Annotated in this window: 21 protein-coding genes; 11 read left to right on the top strand and 10 right to left on the bottom strand. The window is 54.3% G+C overall.

The annotated features are described in order from the left end of the window. Positions 1 to 9: 9 nt before the first annotated feature. Positions 10 to 462: a macrodomain Ter protein MatP gene (matP, locus tag AAIR21_RS08815; RefSeq protein ID WP_014169429.1), complete on the bottom strand. Its 453-nt coding sequence runs from the start codon at positions 460 to 462 to the stop codon at positions 10 to 12. A gap of 186 nt (positions 463 to 648) precedes the next feature. Here matP and AAIR21_RS08810 point away from each other — a divergent pair, with 186 nt between their 5' ends. Next, positions 649 to 2,409: an AAA family ATPase gene (locus AAIR21_RS08810; RefSeq protein WP_020884795.1), complete on the top strand. Its 1,761-nt coding sequence runs from the start codon at positions 649 to 651 to the stop codon at positions 2,407 to 2,409. A gap of 68 nt (positions 2,410 to 2,477) precedes the next feature. Next, entirely contained in the window at positions 2,478 to 2,996 is a 519-nt protein-coding gene (gene fabA / locus AAIR21_RS08805) for a bifunctional 3-hydroxydecanoyl-ACP dehydratase/trans-2-decenoyl-ACP isomerase (RefSeq protein ID WP_014169427.1), read from the top strand. 72 nt (positions 2,997 to 3,068) lie between these two features. Here fabA and rmf read toward each other — a convergent pair whose 3' ends face one another. The 6 genes from rmf to rlmKL form a co-directional block, all read right to left on the bottom strand. Beyond that, positions 3,069 to 3,236, bottom strand: a complete 168-nt coding sequence (rmf, locus tag AAIR21_RS08800; RefSeq protein WP_013097261.1) for a ribosome modulation factor — start codon at positions 3,234 to 3,236, stop codon at positions 3,069 to 3,071. Between the two features lie 257 nt (positions 3,237 to 3,493). Continuing rightward, positions 3,494 to 4,060 carry a membrane integrity-associated transporter subunit PqiC gene (gene pqiC, locus AAIR21_RS08795; protein ID WP_014169426.1) on the bottom strand — a complete coding sequence of 189 codons (567 nt, stop codon included), beginning with the start codon at positions 4,058 to 4,060 and terminating at the stop codon, positions 3,494 to 3,496. Beyond that, positions 4,057 to 5,697 (bottom strand): intermembrane transport protein PqiB, encoded by a 1,641-nt coding sequence (pqiB, locus tag AAIR21_RS08790; protein ID WP_020884796.1) that lies wholly within the window; start codon positions 5,695 to 5,697, stop codon positions 4,057 to 4,059. Before pqiB ends, pqiC begins: the two co-directional genes overlap by 4 nt. Positions 5,698 to 5,701: 4 nt before the next feature. Continuing rightward, positions 5,702 to 6,955, bottom strand: coding sequence for a membrane integrity-associated transporter subunit PqiA (gene pqiA, locus AAIR21_RS08785; protein WP_183516495.1), 1,254 nt, complete (start codon positions 6,953 to 6,955; stop codon positions 5,702 to 5,704). A 13-nt stretch (positions 6,956 to 6,968) separates the two neighbouring features. Continuing rightward, on the bottom strand, positions 6,969 to 8,876 hold the full coding sequence (locus AAIR21_RS08780; protein WP_014169423.1) for an ABC transporter ATP-binding protein: 1,908 nt from the start codon (positions 8,874 to 8,876) through the stop codon (positions 6,969 to 6,971). A 12-nt stretch (positions 8,877 to 8,888) separates the two neighbouring features. Next, positions 8,889 to 10,997, bottom strand: coding sequence for a bifunctional 23S rRNA (guanine(2069)-N(7))-methyltransferase RlmK/23S rRNA (guanine(2445)-N(2))-methyltransferase RlmL (gene rlmKL / locus AAIR21_RS08775; RefSeq protein WP_183516496.1), 2,109 nt, complete (start codon positions 10,995 to 10,997; stop codon positions 8,889 to 8,891). A gap of 98 nt (positions 10,998 to 11,095) precedes the next feature. Here rlmKL and AAIR21_RS08770 point away from each other — a divergent pair, with 98 nt between their 5' ends. Next, positions 11,096 to 12,205 carry a YcbX family protein gene (locus AAIR21_RS08770; protein ID WP_183516497.1) on the top strand — a complete coding sequence of 370 codons (1,110 nt, stop codon included), beginning with the start codon at positions 11,096 to 11,098 and terminating at the stop codon, positions 12,203 to 12,205. On the opposite strand, the gene zapC is transcribed toward AAIR21_RS08770, so the two are convergent. Then, positions 12,202 to 12,744 (bottom strand): cell division protein ZapC, encoded by a 543-nt coding sequence (gene zapC, locus AAIR21_RS08765; protein WP_014169420.1) that lies wholly within the window; start codon positions 12,742 to 12,744, stop codon positions 12,202 to 12,204. The genes AAIR21_RS08770 and zapC overlap by 4 nt on opposite strands. A gap of 165 nt (positions 12,745 to 12,909) precedes the next feature. Further along, positions 12,910 to 13,920, bottom strand: a complete 1,011-nt coding sequence (gene pyrD / locus AAIR21_RS08760; protein ID WP_020884800.1) for a quinone-dependent dihydroorotate dehydrogenase — start codon at positions 13,918 to 13,920, stop codon at positions 12,910 to 12,912. A gap of 249 nt (positions 13,921 to 14,169) precedes the next feature. Between pyrD and ssuE the strand changes: the two genes are divergently transcribed. Genes ssuE through ssuB form a run of 5 tightly spaced genes read left to right on the top strand, consistent with a single transcriptional unit; the run spans position 14,170 to position 18,410 of the window. Beyond that, the gene (ssuE, locus tag AAIR21_RS08755) at positions 14,170 to 14,745 is read left to right on the top strand and encodes an NADPH-dependent FMN reductase (RefSeq protein WP_032681324.1); all 576 of its coding nucleotides are present in this window, start codon (positions 14,170 to 14,172) and stop codon (positions 14,743 to 14,745) included. Beyond that, the gene (locus AAIR21_RS08750; RefSeq protein ID WP_020884802.1) at positions 14,738 to 15,700 is read left to right on the top strand and encodes a sulfonate ABC transporter substrate-binding protein; all 963 of its coding nucleotides are present in this window, start codon (positions 14,738 to 14,740) and stop codon (positions 15,698 to 15,700) included. The genes ssuE and AAIR21_RS08750 overlap by 8 nt, the downstream gene beginning before the upstream one ends. Further along, positions 15,697 to 16,842, top strand: a complete 1,146-nt coding sequence (gene ssuD / locus AAIR21_RS08745; RefSeq protein ID WP_014169416.1) for an FMNH2-dependent alkanesulfonate monooxygenase — start codon at positions 15,697 to 15,699, stop codon at positions 16,840 to 16,842. The genes AAIR21_RS08750 and ssuD overlap by 4 nt, the downstream gene beginning before the upstream one ends. A gap of 9 nt (positions 16,843 to 16,851) precedes the next feature. Then, positions 16,852 to 17,643, top strand: a complete 792-nt coding sequence (gene ssuC / locus AAIR21_RS08740) for an aliphatic sulfonate ABC transporter permease SsuC (RefSeq protein ID WP_063156193.1) — start codon at positions 16,852 to 16,854, stop codon at positions 17,641 to 17,643. Then, on the top strand, positions 17,640 to 18,410 hold the full coding sequence (gene ssuB / locus AAIR21_RS08735; RefSeq protein WP_032681326.1) for an aliphatic sulfonates ABC transporter ATP-binding protein: 771 nt from the start codon (positions 17,640 to 17,642) through the stop codon (positions 18,408 to 18,410). Before ssuC ends, ssuB begins: the two co-directional genes overlap by 4 nt. Positions 18,411 to 18,453: 43 nt before the next feature. On the opposite strand, the gene pepN is transcribed toward ssuB, so the two are convergent. Then, positions 18,454 to 21,066 carry an aminopeptidase N gene (gene pepN / locus AAIR21_RS08730; protein ID WP_183516498.1) on the bottom strand — a complete coding sequence of 871 codons (2,613 nt, stop codon included), beginning with the start codon at positions 21,064 to 21,066 and terminating at the stop codon, positions 18,454 to 18,456. Between the two features lie 255 nt (positions 21,067 to 21,321). On the opposite strand from pepN, the gene pncB reads away from it, so the two are divergent. From pncB to AAIR21_RS08715, 3 genes are all read left to right on the top strand, one after another. Next, positions 21,322 to 22,524, top strand: coding sequence for a nicotinate phosphoribosyltransferase (gene pncB, locus AAIR21_RS08725; protein WP_025204545.1), 1,203 nt, complete (start codon positions 21,322 to 21,324; stop codon positions 22,522 to 22,524). A 169-nt stretch (positions 22,525 to 22,693) separates the two neighbouring features. Then, positions 22,694 to 24,094, top strand: coding sequence for an asparagine--tRNA ligase (gene asnS / locus AAIR21_RS08720; RefSeq protein WP_020884807.1), 1,401 nt, complete (start codon positions 22,694 to 22,696; stop codon positions 24,092 to 24,094). A gap of 605 nt (positions 24,095 to 24,699) precedes the next feature. Continuing rightward, positions 24,700 to 25,788, top strand: a complete 1,089-nt coding sequence (locus AAIR21_RS08715; RefSeq protein WP_020884808.1) for a porin — start codon at positions 24,700 to 24,702, stop codon at positions 25,786 to 25,788. Positions 25,789 to 25,948: the final 160 nt, after the last annotated feature.

Below are 25,948 nucleotides of genomic sequence, written 5' to 3'. Positions count from 1 at the left end.
AACAAAAATCTATTTCTTACCCAACAGAGCCTGAAGATCATTCTTCAGCGTCGACATCTGGTTGGCGTACTTCTCTTTATGCTCGGCATCTTCAATCAACTGCACTATCGTTTCTGACAGCGTTTTTCCACGCCGTTGCGCAAGCCCTGCCAGACGCTGCCAGACCATAAACTCCAGGTCGATGGATTTTTTGCGAGTATGCTGATGCTCCGCATTAAAATGCCGCTTGCGACGCGCACGAATAGTTTGCTTCATCCGGTTTAACAACGCAGGATTAATGTGTTTCTCAATCCAGCCGTTAACCTGTACCGGTTCATTTTCGAGGGTCAGCAAAATATCCACGGCTTCTTGCGCTGCGCTGGCTTCGATGTAGCAGGTGATCAGCTCCCCTTCACGGTGCTTTTTGACCAGGTACTTCCATTTCCAGCCGCTTTCGAGATTTTCCAGTTGTTGATATTTCATTGCGATCTCAGTGTTACCACGTAACTCTGTTCAGAATATCAGTTTTTTGGCAATCTGCTGAAAAGAAATCATATCCTGTGAGTGAATGCAGCCAATCACCCTGCCGAAATGCCCAATCCTGCTTGGGTAGAGCCCCCCGCTTACGGTATACTCCACGCTTTTACATCTAACTAAAAAACATCAACTTTGACCATTACGAAACTTGCATCGCGTGACCTCGTTCCGGATACCGAGAGCTATCAGGAACTGTTTGCACGACCCGATCTCGCAAAAGAACACGAATTCATCCTTAGCGATACGCAACCCCGTTTGCATTATGCGCTGGAGCAGGTGTTAAGCCCCTGGGCAACATCACCCTTCATGATGCTCAAGGCCCCGGAAGAAGCGGAATATCTGACGCTTCTGGGTGATGCCATGCGCCAGTTGCGACCGCAAGCGAACGCCGTCTTTGGCGGCCAATATCGTATCGCGGGACATGATGTCACATTCGAACCGGCAGAGCAGCCCGACGACCGCTTTGCTGCCAGGGGTGAAGTGATTACCGCTAACTGGGTCGAGGCTGAACAACTCTTTGGTTGTCTGCGCCAGTTTAACGGTGAGCTCTCGCTGCAACCTGGGCTGGTGCACCGCGCGAATGGCGGCGTATTGATCATCTCGTTGCGCACCCTTCTCTCACAACCTCTGCTGTGGATGCGCCTGAAAACGGTGGTTAATCAGCAGCGTTTTGACTGGGTTGGCTACGACGAGTCTCGTCCCCTGCCCGTCTCAGTTCCTTCAATGCCGCTGTCGCTGACCGTGGTGCTGACGGGTGATCGTGAATCGTTGGCTGACTTCCAGGAGATGGAGCCCGAACTGGCTGATCAGGCGGTCTACAGCGAATACGAAGATAACATCCAGATTACCGATGCCGATGATATGGCACAGTGGTGCCAGTGGGTGTTGGGCGTTGCGGAACGTTTCGCACTGCCAACGCCGGCCGCCGACGCCTGGCCTGGTTTGATCCGCGAAGCGGTTCGCTATACCGGTGACCAGGAGACGCTGCCGCTCTGCCCGCTCTGGATAGGCAAGCAGTTACGTGAAGTGGGTGTCGTCAGCGGTAACGGCGCATTCACCGGTGAGCAGCTTACCCAGATGCTGGCGCAGCGTGAGTGGCGTGAAGGCTATCTTGCTGACCGTATGCAGGATGAAATTCTGCTGGAACAAATTCTGGTTGAGACCGAAGGCGAACGTATCGGGCAGATCAATGCCCTGTCGGTGATTGAATTCCCCGGCCACCCGCGCGCTTTCGGGGAGCCTTCCCGTATCAGCTGCGTTGTGCATGTCGGTGACGGTGAGTTCACTGATATCGAACGCAAAGCCGAGTTGGGCGGCAACATTCACGCTAAAGGCATGATGATCATGCAGGCGTTCCTGATGTCAGAGCTGCAGCTTGAGCAGCAAATCCCCTTCTCCGCCTCGCTGACGTTTGAGCAATCATACAGTGAAGTCGATGGTGATAGCGCCTCTATGGCGGAGCTGTGCGCCTTAATCAGCGCCCTGGCAGAAGTGCCAGTTAATCAGAACATCGCGATCACCGGCTCGGTCGATCAGTTTGGTCGTGCGCAGCCAGTGGGTGGTCTGAACGAAAAGATTGAAGGCTTCTTCTCGATTTGTCAGCAGCGTGGGTTAAACGGCAAACAGGGGGTGATTATTCCTGCCCCTAACGCCCGCCATTTGAGCCTCAGCCAGGACATTCTTGATGCCGTGGAACAGGAACAATTCACCATCTGGGCCATCGAAGGCATTGATGATGCACTACCCTTACTGACAAACCTGGTATGGGACGGCGAAGGGCAAACAACCCTGATGCAGACTATCCAGGAGCGCATTGCTCAGGCGACGCAGCAGGATGCTCGTCATCGTTATCCCTGGCCGTTACGCTGGTTAGGCTGGTTTAGTTCAAACTGATCGGACTTGTTCAGCGTACACGTGTTAGCTATCCTGCGTCCTTCACTAAAATAAGGCTTACTGAGAACATGGTAGATAAACGCGAATCCTATACAAAAGAAGACCTTCTTGCCTCTGGTCGCGGTGAACTGTTTGGCGCTAACGGCCCACAGTTACCGGCCCCGAACATGCTGATGATGGACCGTGTCGTGAAAATGACCGAAACCGGCGGCAACTTCGATAAGGGTTACGTAGAAGCAGAACTCGATATCAACCCGGACCTGTGGTTCTTCGGTTGCCACTTTATTGGCGATCCGGTAATGCCTGGCTGTCTGGGTCTGGATGCAATGTGGCAGCTGGTTGGCTTCTATCTGGGCTGGCTGGGTGGTGAAGGTAAAGGCCGTGCGCTGGGTGTGGGCGAAGTGAAATTCACCGGACAGGTTCTGCCTACTGCGAAGAAAGTGACCTATCGTATTCACTTCAAACGCATCGTTAACCGCCGCCTGATTATGGGCCTGGCAGATGGCGAAGTGCTGGTAGACGGTCGTCAGATTTATACCGCAAACGACCTGAAAGTGGGTCTGTTCCAGGACACTTCCGCGTTCTGATTTCGCGTTGAGCGACCCCATAAAGGCGAAACCTCCGCAGTGCGGAGGTTTCTTTTTTTGAAAGAGACGTTATCAGGCTATGAGTGCCCTGTCGCCGATGGCTTCTCGCCAGCCTCCAAGCCATTGTGACCTTTGATTTATCGTCTGATAAGGACACATTTCTTTAGATCGTCCAGCGATGCCGGCCTGATAACCACGTTGATGAGCCCGTTCCAGGCGATCTCGTTTCTGTCTCTTCATGCCTCGTTTCCCTCATTCTTTTGTCTGGTGGAAAGAAAACAGTGTCTGCACAAACTTGCGCAGGCACAGATAACGAATACCCCGAATTAGTCGCAGCGTCAATGTTCAAAATTCATACGGGTGTCATATTTGTGAGCTACCTGGAAGATCATTTGTACAAAAATTGTGACCCGGCACAAGTAACGGTCTGAAGTGAAACTGAAAAAAAAACCGCAATCAGCAACAGGCCGACTGCGGTTTTTACCGATGAATTTTACTTATGGCAGCCGGGAAATCTCCCTGGCGATGCTGGCCGACTCTTGAGCCCACCCCTGGGCCAGCACTTTCACCATTTCATCGTAGCCATCTTTCTGCTGTTTCAGCTCAAGATGGAAAGGACGCTTAATCATCTGGCCCTGATGGTTCAGCAACCACTCTCCGCTAATCACCACCGCACCGTCATAACGGCCATGGAAACCCGTAACCGTGACGTTCAGCGTATCCTGGTCGTTACCCAGCGGCTGCGACGCGACAACCCAACCCGGAAGCTGGTTGCCCAGATTGGCCACCAGCGTGTTGCGCAGCTGCTGATCCAGCGGGCTGGCCCACAGGTTGTTTGTCGCAATCACGTATTTTACGTCGCTGGTCTGGTAGACCACGCCGTTGCCTGCCAGATAATCCGGCACGGCAACCTGCTCAACCCACAGCAGACGGTTTCCCTGACTGGCGGTACTTTGTACCCCGTTTTGCGCTGCAAGAGGCAACTGATAGTAGCTCTTGTTCTCCACGCCTGAACTGCACGCCGTTAACAGCAGAGCGCCAACCATTAATAGCCATTTATTCATTCTTTTGCCCTCTTAGGCTCAGGATCCTTTTTATCTTTCGCTTCGAACACCAGCGCGTTGCTCTTCTCATTGAGCGTTTTCAGAACCGGCTGCAGTTCACGCAAGACCTGATCAAGACGTTGCATATCTGCCACCATCTTGTTGTACGCCGCCGAGCCAGGCTGGAAGCCCTGCATACTGCGGTTAAGCTCACGCAGCGTTTTCTGCATATCCTGCGGCAGCTGCTGCATACTCTGGCTTGCGGTGATCTTGTTGATGTTATCCAACGTGGTTTGCAGGCGACGCATCGTTGCCTGACTTTCGCTGAGCGAACTGGTCGCGGCTTCAATCATCGGATTCAGTGGCAGATTGTTAATCTTATCCAGTGTCTCCATCAGACGCTGCTGGATCTGTGCCAGGCCGCTGCTCACCGTCGGGATGATCTTATAACCACCGAACTCCCGGATACCGGTAATCGGCGGGGCTTTTGGATAGAAGTCCATATCCACATACAGCGCACCGGTCACCAGGTTGCCCGTCTTCAGCGACCCACGCAGACCCCGGTTCATCAGTTCGGTAATATGCGTACCAATATCCTGATTCTCGCCAATCTGGTTGAGCAGACGTTCCGGCTCAATGCGAATCAGCACCGGAATGCGGTAATCGTCATCCAGAACCTGCTGCAGACCCGGTACAAAGAACGGAACTTGCCCCACCGTACCCAGGCGAATGCCGCGGAATTCAACAGGCGCGCCCGGCTGAAGGCCACGGACGGAATCTTTAAAGAACATCAGGAAGTCGATGTGATCGGTATAGAGTGCGTCCTGAATGCTGCGTTGATCGTCAAAGAGCCTGAACGCCGTTTTCTCTGCAACCGGCTGTCCCAAATCTTGCCCTTCCGGCACATCAAAGCTTACACCGCCACCAAACAGCGTGGTCAGGGAGCCCATCTCCACGCGCATTCCCGCTGACGTCAGATCAACCGCGATCCCGCTGTCCTTCCAGAAACGGACGTTGCTGGTGACCAGCCGATCGTTTGGCGCATTGATGAACAGCTGATAGCTGATGGTGCGCTTTTGCGGATCAAAGGTACTTGTTTCAACCGATCCCACGCGATAACCGCGGAACAGCACGGGATCGCCCGCCGTTAACTGGCCCGCTTTTTTACTGTCCAGGATCACGCGGATGCCTTTCGCATCTGGCGGCGCAAGCGGTGGTGAGTCAAGCAGCTGGTATTGCGCCGGCTGGCTTCCTTTTTTACCCGGCTGCAGTTCAATGTAGGCACCGGAGAGCAGCGTACCTAAGCCGCTGATCCCTTCACGTCCTACCTGCGGCTTGACCACCCAGAAAGCTGAATCACCGTGCAGCAGTTTTTCCATGCCCGCGTTCAGGCGTGCCTTGATTTCCACATGGGTTAAATCGTCGGTCAGGGTTGCGCTTTCAACCACGCCCACATCGACGCTACGGCTTTTGATGGTCGTTTTACCGCCCTCAATCCCCTCGGCATTGGTGGTGATGAGCGTCACTTCCGGTCCCTGATGGCTGTAATGATAAAACAGGATCCATGCACCGATCAGCGCGGTCACGATGGGGAAAATCCACACCGGCGACCAGTTTTTGACCTTCTGCACTTTCGCCTCTCCACTCTTATTTTCCATGCTCTTACTGTTCCTCATGGCTTGATTCAGGCTCACGATCCCACGATAAACGAGGGTCGAAGGTCATGGCCGCGAACATGGTCATAATAACGACCAGCGCAAACATTAATGCCCCCATCGCGGGATAAATACTCATCAATCCGCCCATCCGCACCAGTGCAGAGAGAACGGCAATAACAAACACATCAATCATTGACCAGCGTCCAACAAACTCGACGACTTCATAAATCAGGTGCATGCGTTCGCTGTCGCGTTTGCCATGGCCTTTCGCATCCCAGCAGAGCCAGGCAATGGCGATCATTTTTAACGTGGGTACCATAATACTGGCAATAAAGATCACCCCCGCAACGGGATAGGAGCCTTCACCCCACAGCAGTATTACCCCGGCAAGGATTGTCGAGGGCATTTTGTCACCGAGCAAATCGGTGATCATAATCGGCAGGATATTGGCCGGCAGGTACAACATGATGGAAGTCACCAGCAGCGCCATTGTCCACTGCAGGCTATTTTTACGTCGCACATATCCTTTTGTTTCGCAACGCGGGCACACATCCAGTTCGGCTGGCAGCACAGCGGTGCAGCATGGGCAAGAACGAAGCCCCTGACGGATGCCTGGCACCCCCACCTTTACCGTCTGCACCAGCGTCGGTGCCGGCGCGATATCGTCCCACGCCCAGCGTCTGTCCACACACTGGAAGGCGCGCAGTTGCAGCACGCAGTACAGACACCAGGGTACAAAGCTGCTGCCGATACCCACATCGCCATACGCCATCAGTTTGACGAAACTGACCAGGATACCTGCCAGAAAGATTTCGGCCATACCCCAGCTTTTTAACTGGAACAGGATACGCGCGAGCCAGATTTTAAGCGCGAGGGGCATCGCGACGCGGTTCACCAGCAACAGAATGACGACCAGACAAAAAGCCGGGACGATCTGTACGAACAGGAGGAAAAAGGTGCCGAGGCTGGCATAGTCTTCCGAGAACATAACCCCCGGAATTTCAAGCAAATCGACCTGGCTGGTCATCCCTCCCACCTTCATATAAATGAAGGGGAAGAGATTGGAAAGCAGCAGCATGAACAACGCCGCCAGCGCATAAGCAGTGGGACGCTGCCTTGGTGCGTCCCACTCGGTTGTCAACGTCGTACCGCAACGGGGACACAGGGCTTTATGTCCGTGACCAAGCTCTGGCAACGCCACGAGCATATCGCATTGAGAGCATAATATATGCCTGTCGGCATGGTGCTGGTCACACATATTGTATCCCTGTTTATGCGCCGTTCTTCAGAGACTCAAGGTACTCCCAGCGCTCAAATGCTTCTTCCAGGGCTTTTTCAGCCGCGGACAGTTCTGCCAGTACTTTTTGAGTATAGTCATGCGATTGGGTAAAGAATGACGCATCAGCGACCTGCGCCTGCAGATCTTCAAGTGCGGCTTCCAGCTCTTCAAGACGCTGAGGGAGTCCTTCCAGTTCGCGCTGCAGGTTATAGCTTAGTTTAACCGAGGTTTTCTTGACAGTTTCTGCTTTTGTTACAGCAGGTTCGGAACTGGTTCTGGATTTAGCCTGTTTTAGCGCCTGAGACTGCGACTGCTGTCCTTTCGCATCGTGATAGCCGCCCACATACTGTCCGATTCGCCCTTCACCTTCGAAGATCCAGCACTCGGTCACGGTGTTATCGACGAACTGACGGTCGTGGCTTACCAGCATCACGGTTCCCTGATAGCCGTCGATCAGCTCTTCCAGCAGTTCGAGCGTTTCCACGTCCAGGTCGTTTGTTGGTTCATCGAGGATCAGCAGGTTACTTGGCTTCAGGAACAGACGTGCCAGCAGCAGACGATTTCGCTCACCGCCTGACAACGCGCGTACCGGCGTCAGCGCACGTTTCGGATGGAACAGGAAGTCCTGCAGGTAGCCCAGCACATGACGCGGCTTACCGTTAACCATCACCTCTTGTTTACCTTCCGCCAGGTTATCCATCACCGTTCTGTCCGGATCCAGCTCCGCACGGTGCTGGTCGAAGTAAGCCACTTCGAGCTTAGTCCCGCAGTGAATGCGGCCGCTGTCAGGCTTCAGCTGATCCAGCATCAGCTTCAACAGCGTGGTTTTACCGCAGCCATTCGGCCCGATCAGCGCGATTTTATCCCCACGCTGAACCTGTGCGGAGAAGTCTTTCACCAGCACTTTGCCATCAACCTGATAGTTGACGTTTTCCATTTCGAAGACAATTTTGCCGGAACGGGAAGCCTCTTCAACCTGCATTCTGGCGCTGCCCATCACTTCGCGGCGCTCGCTGCGTTCACGACGCATCGCTTTCAGCGCGCGAACGCGGCCTTCGTTACGGGTACGACGGGCTTTGATGCCCTGACGGATCCAGACCTCTTCCTGCGCCAGCTTGCGGTCGAATTCAGCGTTCTGCAACTCTTCCACACGCAGGTTTTCTTCTTTCTCCAGCAGATAGGTATCGTAATCGCCAGGGTAGGTCACCAGCTTGCCGCGATCGAGATCGACAATACGCGTGGCCATATTGCGGATAAACGAACGGTCGTGGGAGATAAAGATAATGGTCCCGTTGAAGGTTTTGAGGAACCCTTCCAGCCAGTCTATCGCTTCGATATCCAGGTGGTTCGTCGGTTCATCCAGCAGCAGTACTTTCGGCCCGCTGACCAGCGCGCGGCCAAGCGCAGCCTTACGCAGCCAGCCGCCAGAAAGCGCCGACAGCTCCATGTCCGGTTCCAGTCCGAGCTGTGCCAGCACTTCATTGATGCGGTTTTCGAGCTGCCACAGGCCGTGGTGATCGAGCATCTCCTGCACTTTCGCCAGTTCGTTAAGATTCTTGTCGCTCGGGTCGGTCATCACCAGGTGAGAAATCTCGTGATAACGCTTCAGGTATTCGGCCTGCTCAGAGATACCTTCGGCAACAAAATCGTAAACGCTGCCGGTCACGTGACGCGGCGGATCCTGCTGCAGGCGAGAGACGATAAGATCCTGCTCGTAAACAATACGCCCGTCGTCCAGGCCCTGTTCGCGGTTGAGGATTTTCATCAGCGTGGATTTACCCGCGCCGTTACGGCCGACCAGACAGACGCGCTCGTTGTCCTCGATGTGCAGTTCTGCATTGTCGAGAAGCGGCGAGTCGCTGAAAGAGAGCCACGCGCCGTGCATACTAATTAAAGACATGTATTATTCCTTTCAGACCGCGGAGATCAACCAGCAGTTATGGATCTGACGATTACGGGCAAAGTCCTGGGACAGCGTTTTTTGGCTAATTTCTTGTGCTTTCAGCCCCAGAGCAGCCAGCCCCTCATGATCCATGCGGAAGCCGCGTTTGTTATTCGAGAACATAATGGTACCGCCCTTACGCAGCAGGCGTTTCAGGTCGGTCATCAGGCGCAGGTGATCGCGTTGAACGTCAAAGCTATCTTCCATACGCTTGGAGTTAGAGAACGTTGGGGGATCGATGAAGATCAGATCAAATTGTTCGTCCGTTTCGCGTAGCCAGCCCAGCACGTCAGCCTGCATCAGACGATGCTGACGCCCGGTGAGACCGTTCAGGCGCAGGTTACGTTCTGCCCATTCCAGGTAAGTACGGGACATATCCACCGTGGTGGTACTGCGCGCACCGCCAAGGCCAGCATGCACGCTGGCGCTGCCGGTATAGGAGAACAGGTTCAGGAAGTCTTTACCCTTGCTCATCTGGCCCAGCATGCGGCGGGCGATACGGTGGTCAAGGAACAGACCGGTATCCAGATAATCGGTCAGGTTAACCCACAGGCGCGCGTTGTATTCGCCCACCTCGATAAAGTCACCCTTCTCACCCATTTTCTGATACTGATTTTTCCCTTTCTGACGCTCACGGGTTTTCAGCACCAGTTTGTTAGGCGCAATGCCCAGCACCGAAATCGTTGCCGCAATCACGTCCAGCATACGCTGACGCGCTTTTTGTGCATCAATCGTTTTTGGCGGCGCATATTCCTGCACCACAACCCAGTCAGCGTAACGGTCAACCGCCACGTTGTACTCCGGCAGATCGGCATCATACAGGCGATAACATTCGATACCTTCCTGTTTCGCCCATTTTTCGAATTTCTTCAGATTCTTACGCAGGCGGTTAGCGTAATCTTCCGCCACACCCGATGGTTTACTGTCCGCCGCTTTCTCGGCCAGATGGTAGTTTTTCTGCACGCAGTCCAGCGGGCCGTTTTTCGCCTTAAACTGGCGTTCGGCACGCAGTTGCAGACAGCTCAGCAGTTCTGGCGAGGCGCTAAACAGCGACAGGTTCCAGCCGCCAAAGTCATTTTTCATATTACGGCCCAGCAGGCTGTGCAGGGCAATCAGCGCCGGTTCGCTATCAAGACGCTCGCCGTAAGGCGGGTTGCTGATAACGGTACCGTATGGGCCTTTTGGCAGCGGATTGGTCAGGTTCGCGACGTCTTTCACCTCGAAGGTGACCAGCTCGCCGATACCGGCACGGCGGGCGTTGCTGCGCGCACGCTCAATGACGCGTGAGTCGCTGTCAGAGCCGTAGAAATGGGAGGCGTACTCCGCCAGACCTTTACGTGCACGGGTCTGCGCTTCGTCTTTGACTTCTTTCCACAGCGCCTCATCGTGCTGCGCCCAGCCACTGAAGCCCCAATGGCCGCGGTGCAGGCCCGGTGCGCGGTCGGTGGCCAGCATAGCGGCCTCAATCAGCAGCGTACCGGAGCCGCACATCGGATCGAGCAGCGGTGTGCCTGGCTGCCAGCCGGAACGCATCACGATGGCGGCGGCGAGAGTCTCTTTGATGGGCGCCATACCGGTACGATCGCGATAACCACGCAGGTGCAGACCCGCGCCGCTCAGATCCAGAGAGATACTGGCGGTGTCGCCGTTGAGCCAGACGTTGATCCGCAGATCGGGATTTTCACGATCGACGTTTGGGCGTTCCTTATTTTTACGCGTGAAGCAGTCCACAATGGCGTCTTTAACGCGCAGGGCACCGTACTGGCTGTTGCGGATTTCATCGTTCACGCCATTAAAGTGCACGGCAAAGGTGGCATTTGGGGAGAAGATCTCTGTCCAGTCGATCATCTGTACGCCGGTATAGAGGTCAAGGTCGCTGTAAACCTTGCACTCTTTCATCGGCAGCATGATGCGTGATGCCAGACGGCTCCACATCAGGCTCTGGTAAATAAGCCGTGTGTCGCCCTCAAAATGGACACCACCCTGAACCACCTGGCACTCTTGCGCCCCCAGGGTTTCCAGTTCAGTTTTTAACAGCTCTTCCAGCCCACGGGCCGTACTGGCAAACAGAGAATTCATATCGTCACTTTTACTCTTAGAAAATTGTCGCGCATTATAGCTAATATGGCGTGTATGTCATAAAGTTGAAGGCTTATTTTCATTCGAGGGGCTGTGCAGTGGCGACGTTATCCAGGCTTTTTATTCATCCGGTGAAATCCATGCGCGGGATCGGCGTTTCACACGCGCTGGCCGACATGAGCGGATTTGCCTTCGATCGTATCTTTATGGTCACCGAACCTGACGGTACGTTCATTACCGCACGCCAGTTCCCACAAATGGTTCGCTTTACCCCTTCCCCGCTTTATGACGGTTTGCATCTCACCGCGCCGGATGGCTCCAGCGTGGTGATCCGCTTTGCTGATTTTGCGCCTGTCGAAGCGCCAACGGAAGTGTGGGGCAATCATTTTACCGCGCGCATCGCCCCGGATGACATTAACCGCTGGCTGAGCGGCTTCTTCTCCCGGGATGTGCAGCTGCGCTGGGTCGGCCCGGCGCTGACGCGGCGCGTTAAGCGCCACGAGGCGGTCCCGCTCTCATTCGCGGACGGCTTCCCCTTCCTGCTGACTAACGACGCCTCCCTGCGCGACCTGCAGCGTCGCTGTAAAGCCAGCGTCCAGATGGAGCAGTTTCGTCCCAACCTGGTTGTTACAGGCGCTGACGCCTGGGAAGAGGATACCTGGAAGGTGATCCGTATCGGCAGCGTGATATTTGATATCGTGAAGCCTTGCAGCCGCTGTATCTTTACCACCGTCAGTCCCGAAAAAGGCCAGAAACACCCTTCCGGCGAGCCGTTAAAAACCCTGCAGTCATTCCGCACAGCGCAGGACAATGGCGATGTGGATTTCGGCCAGAACCTCATTCCGCGCTCAAGCGGCGTCATCCGCGTGGGTGACGAAGTCGAAATTCTCGCCCGTGGACCCGCAAGAGTGTATGGCGCAGGTCAGGAAGAAGAGTTCGTCGACGTTGAGACGCCAGCCAGCTCGCCCGTAGACATTCACTGGCAGGGCACCGTTATCCGCGGCAACAATCAGCAGGTTTTACTTGAACAGCTGGAACAAGCGGGGATCCGCGTACCTTACTCCTGCCGGGCAGGCATCTGTGGGTGCTGTCGAATCAAGCTGGTCGAAGGGGAAGTCAGCGCGCTGAAAAAATCCGCGATTGGTGATGATGGTACAATTCTGTGCTGCAGCTGTATTCCGAAAACGTCGGTACAGCTGGAAGCTTAAACGGCCTGCTCGAGGCTGAAAGCGTCTACGCGTTGCTGCGGTTTCAGCCTGTCATTCATTACCTTAATGGCATCCCCCAGTTGCATCGTCCGCCCGGCAATGGTCACACCGGGCTGGGCCAGCAGACAGAGCGCGGCATTTTCGCCAGGCTCAACCACCAGCAGGCTCACCTCTTCAGCGGTATCGCTTAGGTTTACGCTCGCCGCATCGCCGGTGGCGGGGGACCAGTTCATGCTGTGCGGTAAAAAATGCCAGCTTTTCGGCATTTGCGGTTTCAGGAATCGAATAGCCACTAACGCGTTTAATACCAGTTCGGCACGCTGCTCTTTAGAAAGCACCAGGTCGCGGCATTTTTCTTCAAAGGAGAAATAAAGCGCAGCGTCGTCAACACAAAAGCCTGACGGGGAGAAGGCGTCCGGGGTTAACATTCGGCGAGCAAAACGGGAACGAAACAACATACCATTGGCTAAATCGAGCATCATGCGGTCATGCTCGTCACAAAAATACCAGCGCCAGTTATCGTCAGGTTTAATTCGCATGTTTCTCTCCCGTCCCCAAACTTCCTGTACTAAAAATGTCCTGTTTGCCGCTTCGTTTATAACACCATTAATAAAAGACTATAATGACTAAATAAGCAACAATGACGGAATATAAAACAACCAGGGCTGGAAATAAAGCCCTGGTTGTCTGATAAAGAGAAAAGATTAGATATGAGTAACGATTTCTTTAATCAGCTGCGGTCCTTTAAAAATAAAACCGGAATAGATTTGCACCAGTGAGGCACCCGCCGCCATCTTCTCGCGAGCCGCAATCACGGAGTCGATACCACCGACGCCAATAATCGGCAGTCGTCCTTTTAATTCTGCTGACAGGGCACGAATAATTTCTGTGCTTTTTAATTGTACCGGACGTCCACTTAACCCACCCGCTTCGTCACAGTTTTTCATTCCCTGAACGAGCGAGCGATCGAGTGTGGTATTGGTCGCAATCACCCCGTCAATATTATGGCGAACTAAACTGTCGGCAACCTGGATCAATTCTTCAGCAGAAAGATCCGGTGCGATCTTAACCGCGACAGGAACATATTTATGGTGGATCGCCTGGAGCTCATTTTGTTTATTTTTAATGGCACTCAGAAGATCGTCCAGTGCTTCGCCATATTGTAAAGAGCGCAGACCTGGGGTATTTGGTGAGGAAATATTCACCGCAATATACCCCGCGTAAGCGTAGACTTTTTCCATACAAATCAGATAGTCATCTTTACCCTGCTCTACCGGCGTGTCTTTATTTTTGCCAATATTGATGCCTAATACACCATCAAAATGGGCTTTTTTTACGTTCTCAACAAGGTGATCAACGCCGAGGTTATTAAAGCCCATGCGGTTGATCAGCCCTTCGGCTTCGACCAGGCGGAACAGACGCGGCTTATCATTACCTGGCTGCGGACGCGGCGTGACGGTACCGATTTCGATGGAGCCAAAGCCCATCGCGCCCAGGGCATCAATGCACTCACCATTTTTATCCAGACCCGCCGCGAGACCCAGCGGATTTTTAAAGGTCAGACCCATGCATTGCACAGGTTTTTCCGGCACGTTTTGACGCACCAGTGCGGCCAGCGGCGTTCCGGTAATACGACGTAACTGCTGGAATGTAAATTCATGAGCGCGCTCAGGATCGAGCTGGAAAAGGGCTTTACGAACGAAGGGGTAGTACATGAACTCTCCTGGATTCCCGGTGTGCAAACCGGGAGGGGATTATGTGCGATCCGGCCCGGAAAGGGAATTGACCTGTGGCAAAAAAAACACCGTTAGACGCAATCGTTTACCTTGCAGCCCCGTTCTTATGCGCTTTTTCGCATTTTAATTGCAGATAAATCATTTAGTGGAATAACCGGGCAGTGTCACACTCCTGAAAATTGTTATGAATGTTAGATAAAAGCAAACAATTAGTTATAAGGAGCATGCATGCGCGTCATAACCCTGGCCGGAAGTCCACGATTCCCCTCTCGCTCCAGCGCACTGCTGGAATATGCCCGTGAAAAGCTCAATGCTCTGGATGTGGAAGTATGCCACTGGAATCTGCATAACTTCGACCCCGAGGATCTGCTCTACGCCCGTTTTGACAGTCCGGCGCTGCAAACGCTGACTGAACAGCTTAAAGGGGCTGATGGCTTAATCGTGGCGACGCCTATCTATAAAGCTTCGTTTTCCGGGGCCCTGAAAACCCTACTCGATCTGCTGCCTGAACGTGCGCTGGACGGCAAAGTAGTCCTGCCACTGGCAACGGGCGGCACGGTGGCCCATTTACTGGCGGTGGATTATGCCCTCAAGCCGGTACTCAATGCGCTAAAAGCGCAGGAGATCCTCCACGGCGTCTTTGCCGACGACTCGCAGGTTATCGATTATCAACACAAGCCTCACTTCACGCCGAATCTGCAAACCCGTCTCGACAGCGCCCTGGAAACCTTCTGGCATGCCCTGCACCGCAGAGATATCCACGCCCCGGCGTTTAACCCGTCACAGGGAGTCGCCCATGTTTAAAAGATTAACCCGTCTCGGACTGGCCGGGCTGTTAGCGCTCACCTCGCTGGCCCACGCGGCAGAGACGGCGCCTGAACATTTACGCATCGGCTATCAGAAAGGCAGCGTCAGTATGGTGCTGGCTAAAAGCCATCAGCTTCTGGAAAAACGCTTCCCGAAGACCACATTCTCCTGGATTGAGTTCCCTGCTGGCCCGCAAATGCTGGAAGCCCTGAATGTCGGAAGCATCGACCTCGGCAGCACCGGGGATATTCCGCCAATATTCGCGCAGGCGGCGGGGGCCGACCTGGTTTATGTCGGCGTTGAGCCGGCCAAGCCGAAGGCTGAGGTCATTCTGGTCCCTGAAAATAGCACCATTAAGACGGTCGCCGATCTCAAAGGCCACAAGGTTGCATTCCAGAAAGGCTCCAGCTCGCATAACCTGCTGCTGCGGGCCCTGCAGGAGGCCGGGCTTAAATTCACCGACATTCAACCCGTTTATTTGACGCCGGCTGATGCTCGCGCCGCTTTCCAGCAGGGCAATGTCGACGCGTGGGCTATCTGGGATCCCTACTACTCCGCAGCTTTACTGCAGGGTGGCGTGCGGGTATTAAAAGATGGCACCACGCTGAAACAAACCGGCTCGTTTTACCTCGCCGCGCGCCCGTATGCGGAAAAGAATGGCGCTTTTATTCAGGATGTTCTCAACACCTTTACTCAGGCGGATGCGCTAACGCAAAGCCAACGTCAGGAAAGCATTACCCTGCTGGCGAAAACCATGGGCTTACCTGAGCCGGTGATCGCGAGCTATCTCGATCACCGTCCACAGACCACCATTACCCCGGTGGACGCACACGTCGCTGCGCTGCAGCAGCAAACCGCAGATCTCTTCTATCAAAATCGCCTTGTTCCAAAACAGGTGAATATTCGCGAACGCATCTGGCAACCCGCAGGCAAAGAAGGAACCAAATCATGAGTCTGAATCTTTTCTGGTTTTTACCCACCCACGGTGATGGACACTATCTTGGCACAGAAGAGGGTTCACGCCCGGTTGACCACGGCTATCTGCAGCAGATTGCGCAGGCAGCCGACCGAATCGGTTTTACCGGCGTATTGATCCCCACCGGACGCTCGTGCGAGGATGCGTGGCTGGTAGCCGCATCGATGATCCCCGTGACCCAACGCCTGAAGTTCCTCGTGGCACTGCGTCCGAGCGTGGTCTCCCCGACCGTCGCGGCGCGCCAGGCGGCAACGCTCGACCGGCTCTCTAACGGCCGGGCCCTGTTTAACCTGGTCACCGGAAGCGATCCGCAGGAGCTGGCGGGTGACGGCGTGTTCCTCGATCACACCGAACGCTATGAAGCGTCCGCCGAGTTCACCCGCGTCTGGCGACGTCTGCTGGAGGGGGAAACCGTCACCTTCGAAGGTAAACATATTCACGTTCGCGACGCCAGGCTCTACTTCCCGCCGGTGCAGCAGCCGCGCCCTCCTCTTTACTTCGGCGGCTCATCAGATGTGGCGCAGGATCTGGCGGCAGAACAGGTTGATCTCTACCTCACCTGGGGTGAGCCGCCCGAGCTGGTCAAAGAGAAAATTGCCCAGGTGCGCGCCAAAGCGGCAGCGCATGGTCGCAAGGTACGCTTTGGTATTCGCCTGCATGTGATTGTGCGTGAAACCAATGAAGAAGCCTGGCAGGCGGCCGACCGGCTGATCGCGCATCTGGATGATGAGACTATCGCTAAAGCTCAGGCGGCGTTTGCGAAAACCGACTCCGTCGGCCAGCACAGAATGGCGTCATTGCACAACGGTAAGCGCGAGAATCTGGAGATCAGCCCGAACCTGTGGGCGGGCGTTGGCCTGGTGCGCGGCGGTGCGGGTACCGCGCTGGTCGGCGACGGTCCAACGGTGGCTGCGCGGATCAATGAATACGCGGACCTGGGTATCGACAGTTTTATCCTCTCCGGTTATCCGCACCTGGAAGAGGCCTACAAAGTGGGCGAGCTGTTATTCCCGCATCTGGATGTCGCCATCCCGGACGTACCGCAGCCCCGCCAGCTCCAGCTTCAGGGTGAAGCCGTGGCTAACGAGTTTATCCCGCGAAGAGCCGCACAAAGCTAAGGAGTTGCCATGACTGCCCCCTCACAAAAATGGTTGCTACGTGCCGCCCCATGGTTTTTACCCGTTGGCATTGTGCTTGTCTGGCAACTCGCGTCCTCTGCCGGCTGGCTGTCGAGCCGTATTCTGCCCTCTCCGGAGGGCGTAATAGAGGCATTCTGGTCGCTGAGCGTCAGCGGCGAACTCTGGCAGCATCTGGCCATCAGCTCATGGCGTGCGGTAATTGGTTTTTCGATTGGTGGAAGCATCGGCCTGGTACTGGGTCTGATCAGCGGGCTTTCTCGCTGGGGCGAGCGGCTGCTCGATACCTCCATTCAGATGCTGCGTAACGTGCCGCATCTGGCGCTGATCCCGCTGGTCATTTTGTGGTTTGGTATTGATGAGAGCGCCAAAATTTTTCTCGTCGCGCTGGGCACGCTGTTCCCGATTTACATTAATACCTGGCATGGGATCCGCAACATCGATCGCGGACTGGTCGAAATGGCACGCAGTTACGGCCTGTCCGGTTTTGCCCTCTTTATGCATGTGATCCTGCCGGGCGCCCTGCCCTCCATAATGGTCGGCGTGCGCTTTGCGCTCGGCCTGATGTGGCTGACGCTGATTGTGGCAGAGACCATCTCTGCAAACTCAGGGATTGGCTATCTGGCGATGAACGCCCGCGAATTTCTGCAAACGGACGTGGTGGTGGTGGCCATTATCCTCTATGCCCTGCTCGGCAAACTTGCCGACGTCAGCGCCCAGTGGCTGGAACGCAGCTGGCTGCGCTGGAATCCAGCCTATATTTCACAGGAGGCTAAAGCATGAATACTGCCCGACTGACTCAGGGTACACCGCTGCTCCTTAACGGTGTCACGAAGCGCTATGGCGAAAACACGATTCTCAACGCGCTGGATCTGCATATTCCTGCCGGACAATTTGTCGCCATTGTGGGCCGCAGTGGTGGCGGCAAGAGTACGTTGTTACGCCTTTTAGCCGGGCTGGAATCCCCCAACGGCGGCGAAATTCTGGCAGGCGCGACACCGCTGGCCACTATTCAGGACGATACCCGCATGATGTTTCAGGACGCGCGCCTGCTGCCCTGGAAAACGGTGATTGATAATGTCGGACTGGGCCTCAACGGCAACTGGCGGGATGAAGCCCGCCAGGCGCTGGCCGCCGTAGGGCTGGAAAACCGTGCGGATGAATGGCCAGCGGCGCTCTCCGGCGGGCAGAAGCAGCGCGTGGCGCTGGCGCGGGCGCTGATACATCGTCCGGGCTTGCTGCTGCTGGATGAGCCACTCGGCGCGCTCGACGCCCTGACGCGAATCGAAATGCAGGACCTGATTGCCGCACTCTGGCAAAAGCATGGCTTTACGGTACTTCTGGTGACGCATGACGTGAGCGAAGCCGTCGCGATGGCAGACCGCGTGCTGCTAATAGAAGAAGGGAAAATCGGTCTTGATGTCACGGTCGATATTGCGCGTCCGCGCCGCGTAGGGTCGGCAAGACTGGCAGAGCTGGAGGCGGAAGTGCTGAATCGGGTGATGAAGCGCGGGGTCAGCGAGCGAGCGTTAATGACGGCTCACGGCTGACATCCTCCCTCTCCCACCGGGAGAGGGAGGATGGGTCTTTCGATCAGGCCAGTGCCTTAGCGATCTTCTCGTACAGATCGCCAGACAGGTTTTCCAGCCCTTTCAGCTGCTCAAGCGCAGCACGCATTTTCGCCTGGCGCTGTGCATCATAGCGTTTCAGACGGATCAGCGGCTCAATCAGGCGTGACGCCACCTGTGGGTTACGGCTGTTCAGCTCGGTCAACATTTCCACCATAAACTGATAACCGCTGCCATCTTCCGCATGGAACGCCGCCGGGTTGCTGCTGGCAAACGCACCAATCAGGGAACGCACGCGGTTTGGGTTGCTCATGGTGAAGGAGCGATGCTTCAGCAGACTGCGTACATTGCTGAGGGCATCGGCCGCCGGGCTGGTGGCCTGCAGGATAAACCACTTGTCCATCACCAGACCATCCTGATGCCACTTGTCGTCGTACTCCTGCATCAGCGCATCACGGCATGGCAGTTCAGCGGCAACACTTGCAGCCAGGGCGGCCAGCGCGTCGGTCATGTTGTCTGCTTCGTGATACTGCTTGCTCACCAGCGTGTTTGCCAGCTCGCGCTCACCGAAGGCCAGATAACGCAGGCAGGTGTTACGCAGGGAACGTTTACCGATATCAGCATGTTCCACACGATAAGCGTCAAGCTTATTGGCGTTGTAGATTGCGAGGAATTCGTCCGCAAGCTCGTTCGCCAGCGTACGGGTCAGCGCTTCACGCACCGCCACAATGGCAATCGGATCGATGATGTCGAACAGTTCAGCGATTTCGCCTGCGGATGGCAACGTCAGAATTTCAGCCGCCAGCGCCGGGTCAATCTTCTCATCCAGCAGGACTGCGCGGAATGCGTCCGCAACGTGAACCGGCAGCGACAGCGGCTGGCCCTGCTGATGACGATTAACGTTCAGCTTGATGTAGGTCGCCAGCAGGCTTTGCGCCGCATCCCAGCGTGAGAAGTCATTGCGCGCATGGCGCATCAGGAACGTCAGTTGCTGGTCGCTCCACTTATATTCCAGTTTCACGGGCGCAGAGAATTCACACAGCAGCGCGGGAACCGGCTGGAAATAGACGTTATCAAAGATAAAGGTCTGTTCCGCCTGGGTCACGTTCAGGACGTGGTGGACCGGATGACCGCCCTTCTGCAGCGGGATCACGTTACCCTCGTTGTCATACAGTTCAATACTGAACGGAATGTGCAGCGGGTGTTTTTCTTCCTGCTCTGCCGTTGGCGGCGTGCGCTGGCTGATGGTCAGGGTGTACTGCTCGCTTTCCGGGTTGTAGTCGTCTTTGACGGTGACAATCGGCGTGCCGGCCTGGCTGTACCAGCGGCGGAAATGGGAAAGATCGACATTAGACGCATCCTCCATCGCCTGCACAAAATCGTCGCAGGTGGCTGCGCTGCCGTCATGACGCTCGAAGTAGAGCTGCATCCCTTTCTGGAAGTTCTCTTCACCCAGCAGGGTATGGATCATGCGGATAATTTCCGCCCCTTTTTCGTACACCGTCAGGGTGTAGAAGTTATTCATCTCGATGACTTTATCGGGACGGATAGGGTGTGCCATTGGGCTGGCATCTTCCGCAAACTGCAGGCCACGCATGGTGCGCACGTTGTTAATGCGGTTCACCGCACGGGAACCCAGATCCGAACTGAACTCCTGGTCACGGAAGACGGTCAGGCCCTCTTTCAGGCTCAGCTGGAACCAGTCACGGCAGGTGACGCGGTTTCCGGTCCAGTTATGGAAATACTCGTGTCCGATGACGCGTTCAATATCCAGGTAATCTTTATCGGTCGCGGTATCGGTACGTGCCAGGACGTATTTGGAGTTAAAGACGTTAAGACCTTTATTCTCCATCGCGCCCATGTTGAAGAAGTCGACAGCAACGATCATATAGATGTCGAGGTCATACTCGAGGCCAAAGCGCTCTTCATCCCACTTCATGGAGTTGATAAGCGAGGTCATCGCCCATGGCGCGCGGTCCAGGTTGCCGCGGTCGACGAACAACTCCAGCGCGACGTCGCGGCCTGAACGGGTTTTGAACGTATCACGCAGCACGTCGAAATCACCCGCCACCAGCGCAAACAGGTAACACGGTTTCGGGAACGGATCCTGCCACTGTACCCAGTGGCGACCGTTTTCCAGCTCGCCTTCACCTACGCGGTTGCCGTTGGAAAGCAGGAACGGATAGAGGGTTTTATCGGCGATGATTTTCGTTGTAAAGCGTGCCAGCACGTCCGGGCGGTCAAGATACCAGGTAATGTGGCGGAAACCTTCGGCCTCACACTGGGTGCACAGGGCCACGCCAGACTGGTAAAGCCCTTCCAGCGCCGTGTTGGCAGCCGGGCTGATTTCATTCACGATGCGCAGCGTAAAGCGTTCCGGCAGGTTGTCGATAACCAGCTGGTTGCCTTCTATTTTATAGTCAGACCATGCTTGATCATTGATCTGCACGGAGACCAGCGTCAGGTCTTCACCATCCAGACGCAGCGGCACAGCCGTCGCGCTCTGGCGCGTGAGCTGGCTTACCGCCGTGACAACGGTTTTAGTGGCATCCAGGTCAAAAGTCAGATCGATATCGCTAATCAGGTAATCCGGCGCACGGTAGTCGTGGCGGTATTTGGCTTGTGGCTGTTGTGTCATAGAAAACCTTATGCATCGTTTGTCGAATAACGAATCCAGTCTATTCCTGTTGTGTAAAACGCGCTATGCAGAATGTTCATCTTTTCAGGTACAAACACCTTTTTCGCTACATTTGTATAACACGGGGCACAAAATGCCCTCGACCATAAAGAGCGCTTATGTTGTGATCGGGGTTCAATAAATCACTAAACAAGGTATACTCCGGAGTTGTTTATTGTACTAAACGCTCCTGTGAGAGGATGCTACTGCGCACCTATGACTCAATTCGCTTCTCCTGTTCTGCATACATTGCTGGATACCGACGCGTATAAACTGCATATGCAGCAAGCCGTTTTCCACCATTACTATGACGTCCATGTCGCGGCGGAATTCCGCTGCCGTGGTGACGACTTGCTCGGTATCTACGCAGACTCCATTCGTGAACAGGTCGATGCTATGCAGCATCTGACGCTGCAGGACGACGAATATCAGTGGCTCTCTGGCCTGCCCTTCTTTAAAGCTGACTACCTGAACTGGCTGCGCGACTTCCGCTATAAGCCGGAGCAGGTGACCGTGGTCAATGATAACGGCAAGCTGGATATTCGTCTTGAAGGCCCGTGGCGTGAAGTGATCATGTGGGAAGTTCCGCTTCTCGCGGTGATCAGTGAACTGGCCCACCGCTACCGTTCCCCGGAAACCGGCGTTGAGCAGGCAGTCGCGTCGCTGGAAAATAAACTGGCCGCATTCTCAACGCTGACCGAAGGGCTGGATATGTCCCGCTTCCGCCTGATGGATTTTGGCACGCGTCGCCGTTTCTCTCGCGAAGTGCAGCAGGCTATTGTGAAGCGTCTGCAGCAGGAGCCGTGGTTCGTGGGCACCAGCAACTACGATCTGGCACGTCGTCTGGATCTGACCCCAATGGGTACCCAGGCGCATGAGTGGTTCCAGGCGCATCAGCAGATAAGCCCGGACCTGGCAAACAGCCAGCGTGCCGCACTGGCCGCGTGGCTGGAAGAATATCCCAATCAACTGGGCATCGCGCTTACCGACTGTATTACGATGGACGCGTTCCTGCGTGATTTTGGCCCTGAATTTGCCGAACGTTATCAGGGATTACGCCATGATTCCGGGGATCCGGTTGAATGGGGTGAAAAGGCCATTGCCCATTACGAAAAACTGGGCATTGACCCGATGAGCAAGGTGCTGGTCTTCTCCGATAACCTCGATCTGGCGAAAGCGGTCGATCTCTATCGTCATTTCACCTCCAGAATTAACCTGAGCTTTGGGATTGGCACCCGCCTGACCTGCGACATCCCTCAGGTAAAACCTCTGAACATCGTGATAAAACTGGTGGAATGTAACGGTAAGCCGGTAGCTAAGCTCTCCGATAGCCCCGGTAAAACCATCTGCCATGACAAAGCCTTTGTGCGCGCATTACGCAAAGCATTCGATCTGCCGCAGATCAAAAAAGCCAGTTAACTGCTTTCGGGAGCCTTTCAGGCTCCCCTCTCCTCAATTTATTTCTTAATTCTTCTCTTTTGACTGCGAAATCTGCTTGTCTGATGGCGGATGCCAGGTAACATAGATATCCCCCCCAGTAAGGGTGGACAAGTGTTTATTTTTTCCGACTATTAACAGAGAGAATATTATGAGCGTTGTGCCTGTAGCCGACGTACTCCAGGGCCGTGTCGCCGTTGACCAAGAAGTCACCGTGCGCGGATGGGTGCGTACTCGCCGAGATTCTAAAGCTGGCATCTCCTTCCTTGCCGTCTATGACGGTTCCTGCTTTGATCCTGTACAGGCCGTCATTAATAATTCTCTGCCCAATTACAATGATGACGTTCTGCGCCTGACAACGGGTTGTTCCGTTATCGTAACCGGTGTTGTTGTGGCATCACCTGGTCAGGGTCAGAGTTTCGAAATTCAGGCCTCTGCCATTGAAGTCACTGGCTGGGTTGAAGATCCCGACACCTACCCAATGGCGGCAAAACGTCACAGCATCGAATACCTGCGTGAAGTGGCGCACCTGCGTCCACGCACCAACCTGATTGGTGCGGTTGCCCGCGTGCGTCATACGCTGGCGCAGGCGCTGCATCGTTTCTTCGACGAGCAGGGTTATTTCTGGGTGTCTACCCCACTGATCACCGCGTCCGATACGGAAGGCGCGGGTGAAATGTTCCGCGTCTCTACGCTGGACATGGAAAACCTGCCGCGTACGTCAGAAGGTAAAGTGGACTATGACAAAGACTTCTTCGGTAAAGAGGCCTTCCTGACGGTTTCTGGTCAGCTCAACGGTGAAACTTACGCCTGCGCGCTGTCCAAAATCTACACCTTTGGTCCTACCTTCCGTGCAGAAAACTCCAACACCAGCCGTCACCTGGCGGAATTCTGGATGCTGGAGCCTGAAGTGGCGTTCGCAGATCTGGATGATGTCGCGGGTCTGGCAGAAGCGATGCTGAAATATGTCTTCAAAGCGGTGCTGGAAGAGCGTCCTGACGACATGAAATTCTTCGCAGAGCGTGTCGACAGCGATGCAGTCGCACGTCTGGAGCGTTTCGTCTCAGCAGATTTCGCGCAGGTGGACTACACCGACGCGGTGGCCATCCTCGAGAAATGCGGTGAGAAGTTTGAGAACCCGGTTTACTGGGGCGTTGACCTGGCGTCTGAGCACGAGCGTTACCTGGCCGAGAAGCACTTCAAAGCACCGGTTGTGGTGAAAAACTACCCGAAAGACATTAAGGCCTTCTATATGCGCCTTAACGAAGACGGTAAAACCGTTGCGGCGATGGACGTCCTGGCACCGGGCATTGGTGAAATCATCGGTGGTTCTCAGCGTGAAGAGCGTCTTGACGTACTGGACGCACGCATGGAAGAGATGGGCCTTAATCCTGCGGATTACAGCTGGTATCGCGATTTACGCCGTTACGGTACCGTCCCGCATGCCGGTTTTGGTCTGGGCTTTGAGCGTCTGATCGCCTATGTCACCGGTGTTCAGAACGTCCGTGACGTTATTCCATTCCCACGCACACCGCGTAACGCCAGTTTCTAATCGACTGAATAACAAATGGCCAGCAATTGCTGGCCATTATTTTATTCTGCATTGTCAGTTTTCGTCAGCGCAAAGTCAGCATTTTTAAACCACAACCCCGTTACAACCACTACCTGTTACGTTTTGTTTCCACGAAACATCTACGCACAAAAAATAAACCCTATTCTTATTGCGCTTATTGCAATCTGAAGCAATAGCACAAAATTCAACCAGTTTTACAGCCATCCAGAAGTCTTTTTCGGGTCATAAGAAAAAATGAGCCGTTTGGCTTCTGTTTATAGGAATTGCCTTTATCTAAATTAATTATAAGCTTTTCATATAGATATCAAAGTATCTGCCGTTTAATTCGCCAGTGAACGCTGAAATTTGAGGTGGTTCACAAAGTTCCGAAAAATACACATTTGGTTACACATGATTTCTTTTTGTAACTTAATCTTGAAAATTGTAGCACTTTCAGGCTAGCAAAACGGTTCTATGAATGGAAAGATGCCTGTCAGATACATAAAGACACCTAACTCTCATCAATAGTTCCGGAAATATTTATTGACAGAATTTATTGGCGGCAGTGGCGAGTGTCATAAAAAAACCAATGAGGGTAATAAATAATGATGAAGCGCAATATTCTGGCAGTGGTAATCCCTGCCCTGCTGGTAGCCGGTGCAGCTAACGCTGCAGAAATCTATAACAAAAGCGGCAACAAACTGGATCTGTACGGGAAAGTGGTTGGTGAGCACGACTTCGTTACCTCTGGTGACAACACTGACAGCAACGACGCTACCTATGCTCAGATCGGTTTCAAAGGCGAGACTCAAATTAACGACCAACTGACTGGTTTCGGTCAGTGGGAATACCGTGCTCTGGCAAGCCAGGCAGAAAGCAACCAGACTCAGCGTACCCGTCTGGCGTTCGCCGGTCTGAAAGCGGGTGATGCAGGTTCCATCGACTACGGCCGTAACTACGGTATCGTATACGACGTAGAATCTTACACCGATATGGCGCCATCTTTCTCAGGTATGACCTGGGCAAACTACTCTGACAACTTCATGACTGGCCGTAACTCTGGTCTCCTGACTTACCGCAACTCAGACTTCTTCGGTCTGGTTGATGGTCTGAGCTTGGGTCTGCAATATCAGGGCAAAAACGAGCGTACTGACGTGAGAACCGCTAACGGTGACGGTTTCGGTACCTCTGTAGGTTATGAGTTCGGTGAAGGTTTCGGCCTGATCGGCGCATACAGCAACTCTGACCGTACTGACGGGCAATCCGCAGACGGCAAAGGCGAGAAAGCGGAAGCATGGGCTGTTGGTGCTAAATACGATGCGAACAACATCTACCTGGCAACCACCTATGCTGAAACGCGTAACATGACCCGTGAAGACGACGGTTCTTTCGCAAACAAAACGCAGAACTTCGAAGTTATCGCTCAGTACCAGTTCGACTTCGGTCTGCGCCCATCAGTGTCCTACGTGCAGTCTAAAGGTAAAAACCTTGCACAACGTGGCACCTTCGCTGGCGGCGATGCTGACCTGCAGAAATTCGTTGAACTGGGTGCAACTTACTACTTCAACAAAAACTTCAACATCTATGTTGATTACCAGTTGAACCTGATCGACGACACCGACTACTCTCGTAGCGTGGGTATCGTGAACGGTAAAGACGACCAGGTTGCAATGGCTGTGACCTACCAGTTCTAATCAGTACACCACGTTGTTATATGCTTAATGAACAGGGCTTCGGCCCTGTTTTTTTTATGTCTGATAGCAAAAAATGGCGACTTTTGAAAAGCCGCACGCTTTTTGTCGCAAACGGTTGGCATTTTGTAAATCTACCGTTAACCTGATAGCGGATTTCACT

The organism is Enterobacter sp. PTB (assembly GCF_051130085.1).
Taxonomy (GTDB): domain Bacteria; phylum Pseudomonadota; class Gammaproteobacteria; order Enterobacterales; family Enterobacteriaceae; genus Enterobacter; species Enterobacter ludwigii.
Note: the sequence above shows the minus strand (reverse complement) of the source record. Positions and strands in the feature narration are given on the sequence as shown.